The organism is Desulfovibrio sp. SGI.169, from assembly GCF_050313595.1.
Classification (GTDB): domain Bacteria; phylum Desulfobacterota; class Desulfovibrionia; order Desulfovibrionales; family Desulfovibrionaceae; genus Desulfovibrio.
In genome coordinates this window covers 93,776-108,649 of the sequence record NZ_JBNPLS010000006.1, presented here as the reverse complement: position 1 = coordinate 108,649, position 14,874 = coordinate 93,776, and the positions used below count along the sequence as shown (strand labels likewise).

The 14,874-nt window shown below is 64.9% G+C and carries 13 protein-coding genes; 2 read left to right on the top strand and 11 right to left on the bottom strand.

The window, feature by feature from the left end; all coding sequences use genetic code 11:
* Positions 1-79 precede the first annotated feature (79 nt).
* The 9 genes from ACQRA4_RS05050 to ACQRA4_RS05010 form a co-directional block, all read right to left on the bottom strand.
* Positions 80-1,330, bottom strand: a complete 1,251-nt coding sequence (locus ACQRA4_RS05050) for a beta-ketoacyl-[acyl-carrier-protein] synthase family protein (RefSeq protein WP_427822002.1) — start codon at positions 1,328-1,330, stop codon at positions 80-82.
* Between the two features lie 4 nt (positions 1,331-1,334).
* Positions 1,335-2,513, bottom strand: coding sequence for a lytic murein transglycosylase (locus ACQRA4_RS05045; RefSeq protein WP_427822001.1), 1,179 nt, complete (start codon positions 2,511-2,513; stop codon positions 1,335-1,337).
* Positions 2,514-2,516: 3 nt separating this feature from the next.
* Positions 2,517-3,209 carry a LexA family transcriptional regulator gene (locus ACQRA4_RS05040; protein ID WP_427822000.1) on the bottom strand — a complete coding sequence of 231 codons (693 nt, stop codon included), beginning with the start codon at positions 3,207-3,209 and terminating at the stop codon, positions 2,517-2,519.
* Positions 3,210-3,242: 33 nt separating this feature from the next.
* Positions 3,243-4,091 carry a protease modulator HflC gene (gene hflC, locus ACQRA4_RS05035; protein ID WP_427821999.1) on the bottom strand — a complete coding sequence of 283 codons (849 nt, stop codon included), beginning with the start codon at positions 4,089-4,091 and terminating at the stop codon, positions 3,243-3,245.
* Position 4,092: 1 nt separating this feature from the next.
* Positions 4,093-5,289: an FtsH protease activity modulator HflK gene (gene hflK, locus ACQRA4_RS05030; protein ID WP_427821998.1), complete on the bottom strand. Its 1,197-nt coding sequence runs from the start codon at positions 5,287-5,289 to the stop codon at positions 4,093-4,095.
* Between the two features lie 558 nt (positions 5,290-5,847).
* A complete protein-coding gene (locus ACQRA4_RS05025) occupies positions 5,848-6,108 on the bottom strand; it encodes a hypothetical protein (protein WP_427821997.1) in 261 nt (86 codons plus the stop codon).
* 97 nt (positions 6,109-6,205) lie between these two features.
* Complete coding sequence (locus ACQRA4_RS05020; protein WP_427821996.1) at positions 6,206-7,864, bottom strand: ribonuclease J; 1,659 nt, start codon at positions 7,862-7,864, stop codon at positions 6,206-6,208.
* Positions 7,865-7,927: 63 nt separating this feature from the next.
* Positions 7,928-9,373 (bottom strand): TolC family protein, encoded by a 1,446-nt coding sequence (locus ACQRA4_RS05015; RefSeq protein WP_427821995.1) that lies wholly within the window; start codon positions 9,371-9,373, stop codon positions 7,928-7,930.
* 107 nt (positions 9,374-9,480) lie between these two features.
* Positions 9,481-10,173 carry an L-threonylcarbamoyladenylate synthase gene (locus ACQRA4_RS05010; protein WP_427821994.1) on the bottom strand — a complete coding sequence of 231 codons (693 nt, stop codon included), beginning with the start codon at positions 10,171-10,173 and terminating at the stop codon, positions 9,481-9,483.
* Here ACQRA4_RS05010 and ACQRA4_RS05005 point away from each other — a divergent pair.
* On the top strand, positions 10,172-10,645 hold the full coding sequence (locus ACQRA4_RS05005) for a 23S rRNA (pseudouridine(1915)-N(3))-methyltransferase RlmH (protein ID WP_427821993.1): 474 nt from the start codon (positions 10,172-10,174) through the stop codon (positions 10,643-10,645). The genes ACQRA4_RS05010 and ACQRA4_RS05005 overlap by 2 nt on opposite strands.
* Positions 10,646-10,829: 184 nt before the next feature.
* On the opposite strand, the gene ACQRA4_RS05000 is transcribed toward ACQRA4_RS05005, so the two are convergent.
* Positions 10,830-13,070, bottom strand: a complete 2,241-nt coding sequence (locus tag ACQRA4_RS05000) for an STT3 domain-containing protein (protein ID WP_427821992.1) — start codon at positions 13,068-13,070, stop codon at positions 10,830-10,832.
* Entirely contained in the window at positions 13,058-13,777 is a 720-nt protein-coding gene (locus ACQRA4_RS04995; protein WP_427821991.1) for a 16S rRNA (guanine(527)-N(7))-methyltransferase RsmG, read from the bottom strand. The genes ACQRA4_RS05000 and ACQRA4_RS04995 overlap by 13 nt, the downstream gene beginning before the upstream one ends.
* A gap of 147 nt (positions 13,778-13,924) precedes the next feature.
* Between ACQRA4_RS04995 and ACQRA4_RS04990 the strand changes: the two genes are divergently transcribed.
* Positions 13,925-14,869 (top strand): ACP S-malonyltransferase, encoded by a 945-nt coding sequence (locus tag ACQRA4_RS04990; RefSeq protein WP_427821990.1) that lies wholly within the window; start codon positions 13,925-13,927, stop codon positions 14,867-14,869.
* Positions 14,870-14,874 lie beyond the last annotated feature (5 nt).

Here is a 14,874-nt window from a genome sequence, read left to right as displayed (position 1 = left end):
CCCGCCTCGCCTCTCGGGCGAAAGCGGATTGCGCTTACGCCCTGCGCGGCTGCCGGGGCAATTTCAAGAAGAAATTGTTCTAGGCCGCATAGCGGGTCACGATAATGCTGGAGTTCTGCCCGCCAAAACCCAGCGAATTGGACATGGCCGCGCGCACGGCGGCGTGACGCGCCCCATCGGGCACATAGTCCAGATCGCAAAGCGGATCGGGCGCGGAATAATTCAGGGTGGGCGGCAGCATGCCATGACGGATGGCCTGAATGCAGGCGATGACTTCGGTGAGCCCGCCCGCGCCCATCAGATGACCCGTGGCCCCCTTGGTGGAACTGACCGGCGGCGCGCTCTCCACGCCGCCGAACACGCTCTTGATCGCCAGTGTTTCGGCCCGGTCGCCCAGAATGGTGGATGTGCCGTGCGCGTTGATGTAGCCAATGTCTTCCGGGCGCAGCCCGGCCCGGCGCAGGGCCGCGCGCATGCAGGCCGCCGCGCCCGCCCCCCGCGGTTCCGGCGCGGTGATGTGATGGCCGTCAATGGTGTTGCCCCAGCCCGCAAGCGCGGCCTTGACCTCAGCGCCGCGCGCCAGGGCATGCGCTTCGGTTTCAATCAGCAGGGCGCCGCCCCCCTCGCCGATGACAAAACCATCCCGGTCGCGGTCAAAGGGGCGACAGGCGGCGAGCGGCTCGTCGTTGCGGCGCGAAAGCGCCTTGGCCTGCGCCAGGCTGGAAACCACAGTGGGGCATAAAATGCTTTCGCCGCCCATGACCAGCACGGCGTCGGCCTCGCCGGCAAGCAGCAGCATGGCCGCCGTCATTAGCGCGTCGCCGCCAGCGGAGCAAGCCGTGTTCAGCGTCAGGCTCGGGCCGCGCATGCCGTATGTGATGGCCGCCTGCGCCGCCGCCGTATTGCCGATGACCATAGGCACGAAATACGGGCTGACCTTATGAGTGGCGCTGGCCCGGAACGCATCCTGGACGCGCGCCACAGTGGTGACGCCGTCCATGGCCGTGCCCATGACCACACCCACGCGATCCGCTTCGGCGGCCACGGCTTTTGCGTCAAGGCCGCCGTCACGCAGGGCCTCTTCCGCCGCCACAAAGGCGTACTGCATGAAGGGCGAGGTGCTCCGCGCCACATGGCGGGGGATGAGAGCGGCGGGATCAAACCCCCGGATTTCGGCGGCAATGCGCACGGGCAGGTCCGAGGCGTCAAAATGCGTGATAGGCGCAACGCCGCACGCGCCCCCGATCAGATTTGCCCAGTATGCGGGCACGCCGATACCGATGGGGGTAACCGCGCCCATGCCGGTAATCACCAGCGCCGTGTCTTTCATACAGCTACCTTTTGGCCGCCGCGCCCTGGGAAGGCGGAAGCGGGGGCTGCGCCACCAGATCGCTCAGGGCCAGAATAGTGTTGGCGTAGGTCTGCGAATGATTGTAGGCCATCAGCAGCTTGTGCTGACGGACTCGTGAAATTCCCTCTTTCCAGCCGTGTTTGGCCAGATAACTGGCCAGACTGGCCACCGCGTCCGGCACGCTGAACAAATCCACCCTGCCGTCGCCGTCGCCGTCCGCGCCGTAAACGGCGATATTGGAAGGCATGAACTGGCAGAGGCCCACGGCCCCGTAAATGGAGCCGGGCAAAGAACGCGGGTCGGCGTTGTCGCGCAAGAGATGCCGCACCAGGGCGCGCGCTTCATTATAGGCCCAGTCCGCGCGTTTGGGCATGGTTTCGGCAAACCAGTCCAGATGCTGTTCATAGCCGGGCATGCGCGGCAGCCAGTCGCTGATGTCTTGCGGCTGTCGGCTTACGGACATGCTGGCCAGGGTATAAAAGGCGTTTTCCGGCACATCGGCCAGCACCTTGCCCAGCCGCGTCTCCACAAAAAGCAGGGACGCGGCAATGGCCGGCGGCACGCCGTAGCGGGCTTTTGCAAGGGCGAAACTCCGGTCATTGGCCGCGATAAAGTCCCGGCAAAGCTGGGCGTTCTTTTGCGTCACCACGCCCTTGTAATAGCGTGGAACGGGCTTGCCCGAAGGAGGTTTGGGGAAAAAGCGCCGCATGTACAGCTCGCGCATTTTCCGGCCCATGGGCGATTGACTGGGCGTGGCGGCCAGCGTGACCAGCAGCGCGTCCACCCGTGGCCCGGACAGGCCGTCAGCGGCCAGACGCTCGGCCAGCGGCCGCCAGGCCGGAGCCACCGCCCCCACGCCGGTCTGATTTTCGTCGCTGCGCGCCGCCTCGGTCGTCGGCCCGGCGGAGGTCATGGGGGCAATCGCGGACTGCCCGGCGGATGCGGCAGGGGCTGAAGGCGTCGCAACGGAAACGCCCGCGGTTTGGGGCGGCAGGTCACGTTCCGCCAGGCGGGCGCTTGCGCCGCCTGCGGCGGACGACGCGGGAGCCGTCCGCGCGCCGCCGCAGGCGGCAAGCAGAAAACAGAGGGTCAGCAGAAAACAGCGCGGCCCCAATATCCGGCGAAAATGCCCGCTTTGACGCCACCGCCGCCAACAGGACATGGCTTAAAGCTCCTGAAGAATCCAGACGACCCTTCCCAGCAGACGCTTGGAAAGCAGATCGGGCGTCAGTGAAGTTTCTGGAAAATCCGACGCTTCGGAACGCAGCAGATAGCCGTCCTGCGTACCGTTGAGGAACACCCGGCGCAGCATCAGCCCCTCATTGGGGGCGAACAGGGCGTAAATGCGCCCTGAAAGCACGCTGACGTCCAGCGTGTCCACGCCCAGGCGTGCTCCGGGCAGGATAAGCGGGCTCATGTTGGTTCCGCGCATGCGCAACGCCAACAGCCCCTCGCGCCCCAGAGAAAACGGCAGCGAGATTTTGCCCGCCGCCGTCAGCTCAGGCCGGGGGGCATTGTCGCTGTAGACGCACTGCATGTCATATTCCGTACACATGAAACTTTTTGCCAAGGCATCGCCGTAGCAGGCGGTGTTTTCAGCCAGGGAAGCCGGGGCGTCCTGCGGCATGTAGCCCTGCTCGGTGCGCAGATACATGGGGCCGATGCCCCACTTGAGCCAGTCGGGGTTGAGCCCGTATTTCTCAAAAAGCTTCATATACCAGTCGCCAGGCACGGAATTGCGCCGCTTGGCGTCCGAAATGCTTGACTGCCGGATATCCAGCACTTCAGCCAGTTCCACCTGGGTGCGGCTGCTGGTCGCCAGTTTGATGCGTTCGTATATTTCCTCAAAAACAGGCATGGGGATGCTCCATAACGCGGAGGAGCCGCGTTATCAGTGTTGCAGATTGAGCAGGGGCGCTTCGTTGGAAAGCACCATTCTGCTGTTGTCTCTGAAGGATTTGCGCATGGCCTCCAGCCAACGCTGGTAGGCATAAAATTCCGGCGATTTGCTATAGGCCCTGGCATAAGCGCCCGCGGCCTGGGCGTCGCCCCTGCCGCGCTCGACCTGCGCTTCACGGGCGGCTTCGGCCACAATAACGGAGCGCTGGCGGTCGGCGTCGGAACGGATGCGCGTGGATTCCTCCTCGCCCTCCGACCGGTATTGCTTGGCCTGCCGCTCACGCTCGGCGCGCATGCGGCCGAAAATGGCGCGCTGGTTTTCCGCCGGCAGATCCGTGCGCTTGATGCGCACATCCAGCACCTCAACGCCATAGGGCTTCATCAGCTCCGAGACCTTGTCGGTCACTTCCTTCATGATGGCCGCGCGGTGCGAGGAAACCACCTCGGTGAGGGTATACGCGCCCACCAGCGCCCGCAACTGGGAATACACCACGTCGTCCAGGCGTGCCTGCGCGCCTGGGATGCTCCTCATGGTGCGGTAAAATTGAAGCGGATTGATGATTTTCCAACGGGCATAGTTGTCCAGCACAATGGCCTTCTTGTCCACAGTAAAGGCCTCGCGCGAACGAGCTTCATAATCCAGCACGCGGGAGTCAAAATAGACCACATTCTGAATGAAAGGCAGCTTGAAATGCAGGCCGGGGCCGTATACTTCCGAAAGCGGCTCGCCCAGTTGCAGCACAAGGGCCTTCTGGGTCTGGTGCACGGTAAAGAAGCACTGGCTTCCCAAGGCCAGAACCACAAGGGCCAGAACAATCAGAAGCAGCGGATTGTTGCGCATGTCAGTTTTTCTCCACGGGCTTCGGATTCTGAATGTTCCGGTCGGCCTGGGGGCTTTTGAAATCCCTGGGCGTCTGCGGGGCGCTCAGGCCGGGCAAGGGCAGATAGGGCAGCACGCGGGAGGCGGCGGCGCCGTCCATCAGCACTTTTTCACCCGCTCCGGCCAGAATTTCTTCCATAGTTTCATAATACAGCCGCTGCCTGGTGACCGTGGGGGCCTTCTCATATTCCAGGCGCAGGGCGTCAAAGCGCGCCGCCTCGCCCTCGGCGTTGCGTATGCGGGTGGCGCTGTAGGCCTGGGCCTGGTTGAGCATGGCCGCGGCCTGCCCCCTGGCCCTGGGCAGCAGTTCGTTACGGTAGGCCTCGGCTTCGTTGATGATCCGGCTTTTGTCCTCACGGGCGCTGGCCACATCCTTGAAGGCGTCAATGACTTCCTGCGGCGGGTGCACGTCCTGCAGTTGCACCGCCAGCACCTGAATGCCAGCGCCATAGCGGTTGAGTATCTGCTGCAGCAACTGGGTGGCCTCGCTCTGTATCTTCAGCTTGCCGTCGGTGATGGCCGAATCAATCTGGCTGTTGCCGATGACCTCGCGCATGGCAGCTTCGGCGGCGTTGCGCACCAGGGCCGTGGGCGCGCTGACATTGAAAAGATATTGCACGGGATCGCTGATCTTGTACTGCACGCTGAACTGCACATTGACGATGTTTTCATCGCCCGTGAGCATGGAGGCTTCTTCGGGAATGGTGCGCACCTGTCCCTGCTGAAAGGTCGTGGACTGCCCCACGGAGCGGAAGCCCACCTCGCTGCGCAACACCTGGGTGACCTGCGGCTTGTAAACCGTTTCAACGGGCGCGGGCCAGGCATAGTGCGGGCCGGGGCCTTCCGTACGGTTATACTGACCGAAGCGCAGCACCACGCCCTGTTCATCGGGGTTGACAATATAGATGCCCGACAGCAGCCAGAGAACCAGCACCGCCGGAAGCGCCAGCAGCAACAGGCGACCGTTGGGCGCGCGCATCTGCGAAAGGCGCTTGAAGGGGCTGTCCGGCCCGCCGCCATTGCCGAAGGGCGTGCGCCGCGCGCGCGGCCGCTCGCGTTCGGCTTCGTCGCTGTCCTGACTGTGGGGAGGCCTGGGGGGCGGATTCTGCCCATGCTGCCGCTGCCGTTTTTCCTGTAATTTGTCCCAATCCCAATTCATGATGGAGGCAACACCTTCGTTTCAGAAGTACGGGCGACCGCAGAAGCCCATGAACACTCGCAACGGTGAGAGTAGTGTTTATAAATAGGACACGAATGCGCCTTGGTCAAGACGGCGTGCGGCATGCGCCGGGAGCGCCCTCACGGGCAAGGCCCGCAACTCATGAACGCGAAAAATTCGCCGTTACCGCTCAATGGACGGCTTGGCGCGCCTTCCCCCAGGCGACAAAAGCCTCTTGAGGCATGAAGCCGATTTATTCGCAGAATTACCCGGAGGTTTCCAGGGAACCGCCGTCAGGGATGGAAGAAAAGAGCGGATAACGCCTGAAGCAAAAGGCGACAGCCATTGCGGCGTATGCGGATTCATGTGAAAAAACGCGCTTTTCGCGCGCAAACCTGCAAAACTCCGCGCAGCATTTTTGCAGTCAGACGCCAGCCGCGACAGCGGGAAGCCCCGACAAAAGCCGGCGCACGCGCGTCACGCCACGCGGGCACGGAACAACGGACAGAATCGCTCAGCGCCATACGCGCCGGCAGAGCCTTTCAGACTGAAAAAGCTCTACCGCGCCATGTCCGAAAATTCCGCGCCGGGTTCCACACAGGGGCTGCGCAGTGAAACGCCCGCCAGCGGGATGACGCGCATCACGCTCACCACCTGGGCCCGCACTGAGAAACTGGGCGTGTATGCTTCCTGTTCCGCGTACGGCATCAGCGCGCTTTCGCCCTGCCAGAGCATGACGGCAAAAAAACAGGCGCACGCCAGCAGTACGGCGCTCAACAGGGCATACGGCGTATTGTTGACGATCATTTGTCTTGCCATGACTGCCTCCCGGAGCCGGGCTGCACATTTTTCAGCCCGAAGCCCCGCCCACGGCAAAAGCAAGAATCATGCCGGCTCATCCGGCATTTCGTCCGGCTCAGACCTGGCTGATGATCGGCACCACCACCGGGTCGCGCTCCAGGACGCGACGGAAGAAGCGCCGCAGGGAAGAACGGATGCCCTCCTGCATGCGGGTAAGCTGACCGGGCCGGGCCGCCTCGATCTCATCCAGCACCAGGCATTTGGCGTCTTCCAGCACATGGCTGTAATACTGCTCAAAGACAAAACCCTTGGAAATCATTTCCGGCCCGTGCAGCACGCTGCCCGTTTCAGAATCCAGCACCAGCACCACGATGACCATGCCCTCGTCGCCCAGGATGCGCCGCTCCTTGAGCACGGCGGACCCCACGTCGCCCACGCCCTTGCCGTCCACCAGGGTACATTCCACGGGCATGCGCTCTTCCAGGCGGAAAGCGTCGGGCAGCATGGTCAGCGGGCGGCCGTCCTCCAGGATGATAACCTTTTCCGGGGCCACGCCGCAGCTTTCGGCCAGACGGCCGTGCTTGACCAGATGCTGATACTCGCCATGCACCGGCACGAAATGTTCTGGCCGCACGGCCAGCAGCATTTCGCGCAATTCCTCGCTGTGGGCGTGGCCCGAAGCGTGAATGGCGTGCACGCTTTCATAGAGCACTTCCGCGCCAAGGCGGTACATCTCATTGATCAGGCGGGAAATGGCCTTGGCGTTGCCCGGAATCATGCGCGAACTCATGACAACGGTATCGCCCTTGCGGATGCAGAGCTGACGATGACCGCCCAGAACCATGCGCGACAGAGCCGAAAGGGGCTCGCCCTGCGCGCCGGTGACCACCAGCACCAGCTGGTCGTCCGGCAAATCCGGCACGCCGTTGTGGGCGTTGAAGAAGGAGGGCGGCAGCCTGGCGAAGCCCAGATCCCGCGCCATTTCTATATTATTGGCCAGCGATTTGCCGCTGATGACCACCGTGCGCCCGCGCTCCCGGGCCAGGTCGAAAACTTCCTGGATGCGCTGGATATGGCTGGAAAAAAGCGTAATGACGATGCGGCCCCGGGCTGAATCGAACACCTTGCCCAGAGACTCCTTGACCTCCCTCTCGGTGAGCGAATGCCCCTCGCGCATGACGTTGGTGGAGTCCGAAAGCAGCAGACGCGCGCCCCCCGGCCCGGCGAAATCCCGGAACAGCCGCAAATCCGTGCCCGAACCGCCCAGAGGGTGGGGGTCAATCTTGAAGTCGCCGCTGTGCACCACCCGGCCCACCGGCGTTTCCACGCCCAGGCCAAAGCCTTCGGGGATGGAGTGGCAGACCGGGAAAAAGTGAAAGGTCAGGTCGCCCAGGGGCAGCGCCGTACCGGCGTCCACAGGGCAAAGCTCCACCCAGTCCAGCGCTTCATGCTCGCGCAGCTTGTGTTCCACCAGGGCCAGGGTAAAACGCGAGCCGAAAACGCGCGTGCCCTTGAGCTGCGGCACCAGCCAGGGCAACGCGCCGATGTGATCCTCATGCCCGTGGGTGAGCACAATGCCCAGCAGCCTGTCCCTGACGGCGCTCACCGCGCCGAAATGCGGAATAACCACGTCCACGCCCAGATGGGCGTCGTCCGGGAACATCAGCCCGCAGTCAACCATGACCACACCGCCTTCTGTCTCCCAGAGCTGGCAGTTGAGTCCGATTTCGCCGAGTCCCCCCAGGGGGGTTATGCTGAGATAGGGTTTGTTCATGCCTGTCGTCGTCTGTTCTTGGCGCGCCGCAAACGGGGCGCGTTCCGTATGTGCCGATATGGATCAGCGCTGCATCAGGTCGGGGTGAAATTCGCCCATCGCCACATAAATCTGGGCCAGGGCCGTGAGGTAGTCGGCCTTGGCGCCGGTCAGCGAGGCCTGGGCCGTGGTCAGCTTGGAAGAGGCGTCCAGCACGTCGAAATTGGTGCCCACCTGTTCCTGATAGCGGGCCAGGGCCACGCTGTAGGCCTCCCTGGCCTGCTCCACGCCCTTTTCCGCAACGGAAATGCGCTTTTCGGCCTCATGCACGGCCAGCAGCTTGGACTTGATGTCATAGCCCACATTGAGTTTCAGATTTTCCTCTTCGTAGCGCATCTTGGTCACCAGCCAGCCCGCCTGCTTGTCGGCGTAATAGGTGGCGCCCCACTGAAAGGCGTTCCAGGTGGCCCTGGCCCCCACCTCCCAGGTGGAGCCGCGCGACCCGCGGTCGCCGGATTTTTGCAGATCCGGGGTGTTGCCGGTCTGATTGATGTTGTAATAAGCCTCCACCTGCGGGTAATACTCGCTCTGAACCATGCGCTGATCCTTGCCCGCGATTTCCACGGACCTGGCCGCCATGTACAGGTCAGGCCGCTGGCGGTAGGCCGCTTCCAGGCACTGCTCCAGCGAACGCCGGAACGGCACATGAGCCAGCCTGCCCGTGTAATTGGCCCTGGCCGTGGCCGGCAGGCCCAGCAGGGTATTGAGCATGGCCAGGAAGGTGTCGCGATTGTTTTCCGCCTGGATCAGCAGGTTTTCCGCCTGGCTCACGTTGACCTCGGCCTGAAGCACATCCAGACGCGGTCGCAGGCCCACATCATAAAAGGCGTTGGTGATGCGCAACTGGTCACGCAAGCGGGCCAGGGCGTCGCGTTCACTGCGCACATTTTCTTCAGCGCGCAGATAATTGAGAAAATAGGTCTGAACCTGCTCGGTCATGGCCAGTTCGGCATTGCGCAGGGCGGCCTTGTCGCTGTCGGCCTGAAGCGCGGCCTTCTGATAGGCGGCCAGCAGCCTGAAGCCCTGAAAAACCGGCTGCGAGATTTCCACAGCCCAGCTGTAGGTTCCCAGCTCTGGCGGGCGCGTGCTGGCGGGCGAGGTTTTTTTTTCCTGCTTGACCGCCGTATAGCTCATGCCCAGCTTGGGGCCAAAGGCCCCGCGCGCCGACTTGCGCCCCTCTTCCGAGGAGCGGCTCTGAGATTCCTGCGCGCCCAGGCTGGGGTTGAACTTCAGGGCGTGCCGCACGGCTTCCCGCATGCTGACGGCAGCGGGCAGCCCCAGGTGCGCGTCTCTGACGTTCAGGGCGCGTTCCCCGGCGTACAAGGGCGCGGGAGGAGACTTCATGTCGCCGGCGCGGGGCGCGGCCTCAGCCGCGCTCAAAGACAGCGCGCCGGAAAAGCAGACAAGGCCGAGCAGCCAGGCGCCGACGAGCCGACGGCGCGCGGAAGCGCGGCGCAAACAAACAAGCATGCGCATGCCGCATAGCATACACATACAGGCGCGGCATTGGCAACACAGACTTTGCGCCAACCCGCAGGGCCGCCTCTAAAAACCGAGGCTTTTCGGCCCGGCAACATTCAGTCCACGCGAACAAAACCCGCTTGCGCCAGAGCCCGCGCGCTGACGGCCCCGACCCGCAGCAGGCGCAGGCGCGGCCGTCCGTCCGGGCCGGGCGGCAGAATTTCTGCCAGAGTGGAGGGCGCGCCGCCCGATGGCTGCTCCGCGTCACCAGCGGCGGGCAGCAGGCCGCCCAGGTCGCCCAGCGCCGCCAGCGCGGCCAGCAGTTCCGGGTCCAGCTCTTCCAGCCGCCGGGCCGGGGCGCGGCCACTCAGATTGGCGCTGCTGGCGGTCAGCGCGCCTCCGGCCAGACGCGCCAGGCGGACGGCCAGAGGATGCGACGATACGCGCAGCGCCGCCTTCCCCGCCGTTTCGCCCGCTCCGGCCCCGGCGCCGACCAGAGGGGCGGGAAGGCCGGGCCGGGCCGGAAGCAGCAGACTCAGCGGCCCGGGCCAGAAACGCCCGATCAGTTCCGGCGGCGCGGCCTCCAGCCGAACCACTGCCCCGGCCTGATACGCATCGGCGGCCAGCAGCGGCAAAGGCCGCTGGACGGGCCGCCGCTTGAGCTGATAGATACGGGTCACGGCCGCCGCGTCGGCGGCCAGACAGCCCAGACCGTAAAACGTTTCGGTGGGAAAAATCACCACGCCGCCACGGCGCAGGCAGCGGGCCGCGGCGGCGCAATCAAGCACGCGGCAGGGAGCATGGGACATGACAGGCAAACCTTTGCGGCTGGTCAGCGTGGGGCGGCTGAAAACGCCGTTCTGGAAAGACGCCGCCGCCCACTATCTGGCGCGGCTCACGCGCTGGCGGCGTCTGGAATGCGCGGAGGTGCGGGACGGCGACGCGGCCCTGCCGCCAAACCGGCGCAACGCGCTGGAAGGCCGCCGCATCCTTGACGCGCTGGACCCGCGGGACGTGCCTCTGGTGCTGGACGAGCGCGGCGCGGGGCTGACCTCGCCACAACTGGCCGACCTGCTGCGGCAACTGGATCACGAGGCGCGTGGCCGCGCCTGCTTCATCATAGGCGGCGCCTACGGCCTGGACGAGGCCGTGCGCGGTCGCGCCTTTCGTCTGATCAGCCTTTCGCCCATGACTTTTCCGCACGAAATGGCCCGCGCGCTTCTGCTGGAGCAGCTCTACCGCGCCGAATGCATCCTGCGCGGGGCGCCCTACCATCACTAGAGCATTTTTCATTTGAAAATATCTTCCAGCCAGGATTCCTTGTTCTGCCCCGCGGGTTTCACGCCTCCAGCGGAGCCTAACTCCGCAAGTGAATGGCGGTCGCTCCGATGTGACGACGGCGCTTTTGAAATTGCAACTTTCAAAAGCGGAATGCTCTGGAACGCCAATCCCTTGAAAGAACATTTCACAGGACTTCATAAATCCTGGCAAAAACATTGTCGTAGACCAGTTTGAAATAGGGAGAAAAGCGCGCGTCCCCCGGATCGCCCACCAGCAACTGAACCATCAGCGAGTTGTACAGGCCCTCGTCCACGGCCAGCTTTTCATCCGTGATCCGGTTGAAAAGGAAGTTCACGTTCCGCCGTCCGGCCAGAAAAGCCCGCTGTTCCTCGGCCGTTGCCCTGGGATGGGCGTCAAACCATTCCTGCACATAATTGCGGCGGGTCACGCCGGTTTCTTCAAACACGCTGATGGACGAGGCGTAAATGCTGCTGGGGCTGTCCTCAAGGCGCACTTCGCCACTGTCCAGACGGTAGGCCAGGGCTTGCGGCACAATGGACAGCGCGCCGCCCTCGCCCTGGCGGGTCACGAAATTCCAGTTGCCGAAATTGCTGATCCAGAAGCCCAGACGCAGCATCTCAAAGCTGACCACCACAAAAAGCCGCCCACTGGCCTCCACCAGCGGGGTTTCCGGCGAGCGCAGCCTGTCCATGAGGGCTTGCGCCGCCTGGCCGTCCAGCCCTTCAAACACGCGGCCCGGTTCATTGCCCATTCTGGCCGTGTAGCGGATCAGCTGCCGGGCGAAGCGCGCGTTGTCCGTGGCAAAGACCGCCGCCGGCAGATAAAGCGAGGGCCCGGCGTGCTGCGCGCCGTCCGCAATGGTCGAACGCCGCGCGAAGTGATGGGCCGCGTAGCCCCAATCCCACCAGAGCCAGAGCCTGGCGTCTTCGGGCGTCATGGTGCGCGCGCGGGTCAGGGCTTCGGCGTGGCGGCGGTTAATGATGGGCCCCTGCGAAATGGCCTGGATCATGTCGGCAAAGGGAAGCGCCAGCAGCGTCAGCAGAATGCAGGATGTGGCCGCCCCCGCCACGGCCCCGCGCAGGTTCGCGCGCAACAGGCGTTGCAGCAGCCAGAACAGGGGCAGCGTCAGGCCCACGGCCGCCACCGGCGCGCCGAACATGACCATGCGCCCCCCCAGCTTGGTGCTGAGCAGGCCCAGAGCCGCCAGGGGCAGCAGAAAAAGCGCGCCTGGCCGGCGGAAAAGCACCAGAACAAAGCCCGCCAGGCCCGCGATGGCCGCCTCCATCCAGGGATGGAAGTAAGAGAGGAGCGCCGCGAAGCTCAAATCCTGCACCTCAATGATGGATTGAGCCACCGAGGGATAAGCCAGGCTGAGGCCCTCGCCTGTGCTGCGCACATCGCCGCTGTGCTTGAGGTAGGCGTTGGCGTGGTTGATCAGGGTGGTCAGAATTTCCCCCCGCAGCAGCAGCGCCGCCACCCCCAGCCAGAGCAGGGCCAGCGTCTGCGGGCGGCAGAGCATCTGGCGCAGGCCGCGGCCCGCCCGGCGGCCCGCCAGCAGCAGAACCAGGCTGAAGCCGAAACCCGCCGGGCCGATCAGCGTGGGCAGGGCGTAGGCCAGCCCGCCCAGCAGCAACAGGCCGCGCCGTCCGCGCGGAGCCATGACCAGGCCCATCAGCCCCAGCAGCAGCACATTATAGCGGATCAGGTAGGGAAAGACCGAATGCCATTCCTGAGTCCACCAGGAAATGACCCCAGACGCGCCCAGCAGCAGCACCCACGGCCAGAGCAGAGGATTGCCCAGACGCTCCAGGCGTTCGTCGCCCGCGCCGCGCACGCCCCAGAGGCGTTGCGCCGCCTTCAGGCCGGAAGCCAGCGCCAGCCGCCGCAATATCATCCGGGGCAGCAGCATGTGGCGCATGGCCCAGCAGGCCGGGGCCAAGGTCATCAGCAGGGGGAAAAAAAGCGTCACCAGATCGGTGTCGTAATAGCCCAGCAGGGTGCGGGCCAGAAAACCCGGCGCCAGGGAGGCGATCAGCCCGGCGGCCACGCCCGCTTCCATACTGCCCAGAGCCCAGACCCAGGCAAAAACGATCACCGCCACCAGGCTGGCCAGCACAGCCGGAAACCAGAAGGCCACGGCCGCCGGATAGGTGCGCAGGGCCTGAGCCATGAGCCGCAGCATCTCGGCCATGGGGTGATTCACATCCAGGCCGAAGCCCTCGGCGGCGGCCACCCAATGATAGGCGTCGTGGGTGGCCAGCAGCCATTCGCTGCCCAGGCGGTACTCTGGATTCTGCCAGCAGGGCCACTCCAGCATGCGCAGGCCGAAGGCCAGCCCCAGCGTCAGCAGCCCCCAGAACAGGCCGCGCAGCCAGTAACGCGGCGTCGGGCTTATGCCGGGCATGGCCCGTCATCCCCGGCGGGGCCGCCCCGCGCGCTTCGGCCGGCGCTTGCCTTTGCGCCGCCTGAGGGGCTCAACGCCCAGAACCAGCGCCCGCTTCCGGCCGCCACATAGGAACGCGTGGCGGTCAGCCGCCAGGGCGCGGGCAGGCGGTCGGGCGCGGGGGTCAGCGCCAGAATCACCAGAGCGCCCTCGGGCCGCAGCCGGGGGCGCGTCAGCTCAAGCAGCTCGGGCCAGGGCATGAAGGCCCGGCTCACAATGCAGTCCGCCGGGTAATACTGCCCCTGAAAAAAGTGCTCCACCGAACCGCGAAAAACGTGGGTGGAGGGCAGGCGCAGACGGGCCAGGGCGCTGGACAGAAAAAGGGCGCGTTTTTCGCGCGCCTCCACCATGTAATACTCGCCCCTGGTCCAGACCATGCGCAACGGAACGCCCGGCAGGCCCGCGCCGGAGCCGAGATCCCAGGTCAATGGCTGTTCCGGCAGGGGCAGCTCCTCCAGAAAGGAGGCCAGATGGAAGCTGTCGGCCGCCAGCCGGGTCAGAATATCCCGCCAGGAGCGCGCGCCCACCAGATTCATGGCCGCGTTCCACTGGCACAGCATTTCCAGATAGACGGCCAACGGCTCCAGAGCCTCCGGGGGCACGTCAATGCCTGAAGCCGCCGCCAGTGCGGCCAAATCCTTTCTGTCCACCGTCCGCTGCTCTTGCATGCTCGCTGTCTCCGCATTTTTCCGGCGGACGCGCCGGGCTTTCTGTCATATCCCCCGCAAGCGGGACTTGCAAGCCCCGCGCCGATAACGTAAAAAAAGCAATTCGACAGATGTTGCCCGTTCACCCTCCTGCCGGAGATGCCGCGTATGATCCAACCCGTTCTGCTTTTTCCCGGCCAGGGCTCACAAGAGTCCGGCATGGGCCGCGACCTGGCCGAAGCCTCGCCGGAGGCCATGAACCTCTGGAAACTGGCCGAACGCGTCAGCGGCCTGCCCCTGCGCGAAATTTACTGGGAGGGCGACGAGGCCGCCATGAGCGACACCCGCGCCCTGCAACCGGCCCTGACTGTGGTCAACTGCAACCTGTGGCGGGAAATGGCCGGGCGCGCCAGCCCGCGCGGCGCGGCCGGGCACAGCCTGGGCGAATTCAGCGCCCTGGCGGCGGCGGGCGTGCTCGCGCCGGAAAACGCGCTGGAAATCACCGCCCTGCGCGGCCGCCTGATGGCTGAAGCCGACCCTCAGGGCAAGGGGGGCATGGCCGCCCTGCTCAAGCTGGACGAGACCCGCGTGGCTGAAATAGTGGCCGAGGCCGCCGCCGAGAGCGGCGAAATGCTGCTCACCGCCAATTACAACACCCCGGCCCAGCTGGTGGTCAGCGGCGCGAAAAACGCCGTGGCCCTGGCCTGCCGCAAAGCCAGGGAGCGCAAGGGACGCGGCATTGAGCTCAAGGTCAGCGGCGCGTTTCACAGCCCCATGATGGAAGAGGCCAACCGCGAGCTGGCCCCCCTGCTGCGCAAGGCCGTCTGGCAAAAGCCGCGCTTTCCGGTCTATTGCAATCTGCACGGCAGGGCGGTTCGCGACGGCGAAAGCGCCAGGGAAAGCCTGCTGCGACAGATGGTTTCGCCAGTGCGCTGGATTGAAACCGTGCGCAATCAGTATGCGGACGGCGCGCGCTTCTGGCTGGAGCTGGGCCCCAAGGCGGTGCTGGGCAAGATGGTCGCCCCCTGCCTGAGCGGCATCGACGCCGATGCGGCGGACACACGCGTGGAGCAGGTCAGCAGCCTGGACGACATCCGGGCTTTCAACCTGTAAATTTT

Excerpts from the sequence above, each read along its gene's own strand:
- ACQRA4_RS05050 (WP_427822002.1), bottom strand. The coding sequence starts at position 1,330 with ATGAAAGACACGGCGCTGGTGATTACCGGCATGGGCGCGGTTACCCCC.
- ACQRA4_RS05045 (WP_427822001.1), bottom strand. The coding sequence starts at position 2,513 with ATGTCCTGTTGGCGGCGGTGGCGTCAAAGCGGGCATTTTCGCCGGATA.
- ACQRA4_RS05040 (WP_427822000.1), bottom strand. The coding sequence starts at position 3,209 with ATGCCTGTTTTTGAGGAAATATACGAACGCATCAAACTGGCGACCAGC.
- hflC (WP_427821999.1), bottom strand. The coding sequence starts at position 4,091 with ATGCGCAACAATCCGCTGCTTCTGATTGTTCTGGCCCTTGTGGTTCTG.
- hflK (WP_427821998.1), bottom strand. The coding sequence starts at position 5,289 with ATGAATTGGGATTGGGACAAATTACAGGAAAAACGGCAGCGGCAGCAT.
- ACQRA4_RS05025 (WP_427821997.1), bottom strand. The coding sequence starts at position 6,108 with ATGGCAAGACAAATGATCGTCAACAATACGCCGTATGCCCTGTTGAGC.
- ACQRA4_RS05020 (WP_427821996.1), bottom strand. The coding sequence starts at position 7,864 with ATGAACAAACCCTATCTCAGCATAACCCCCCTGGGGGGACTCGGCGAA.
- ACQRA4_RS05015 (WP_427821995.1), bottom strand. The coding sequence starts at position 9,373 with ATGCTTGTTTGTTTGCGCCGCGCTTCCGCGCGCCGTCGGCTCGTCGGC.
- ACQRA4_RS05005 (WP_427821993.1), top strand. The coding sequence starts at position 10,172 with ATGACAGGCAAACCTTTGCGGCTGGTCAGCGTGGGGCGGCTGAAAACG.
- ACQRA4_RS05010 (WP_427821994.1), bottom strand. The coding sequence starts at position 10,173 with ATGTCCCATGCTCCCTGCCGCGTGCTTGATTGCGCCGCCGCGGCCCGC.
- ACQRA4_RS05000 (WP_427821992.1), bottom strand. The coding sequence starts at position 13,070 with ATGCCCGGCATAAGCCCGACGCCGCGTTACTGGCTGCGCGGCCTGTTC.
- ACQRA4_RS04995 (WP_427821991.1), bottom strand. The coding sequence starts at position 13,777 with ATGCAAGAGCAGCGGACGGTGGACAGAAAGGATTTGGCCGCACTGGCG.
- ACQRA4_RS04990 (WP_427821990.1), top strand. The coding sequence starts at position 13,925 with ATGATCCAACCCGTTCTGCTTTTTCCCGGCCAGGGCTCACAAGAGTCC.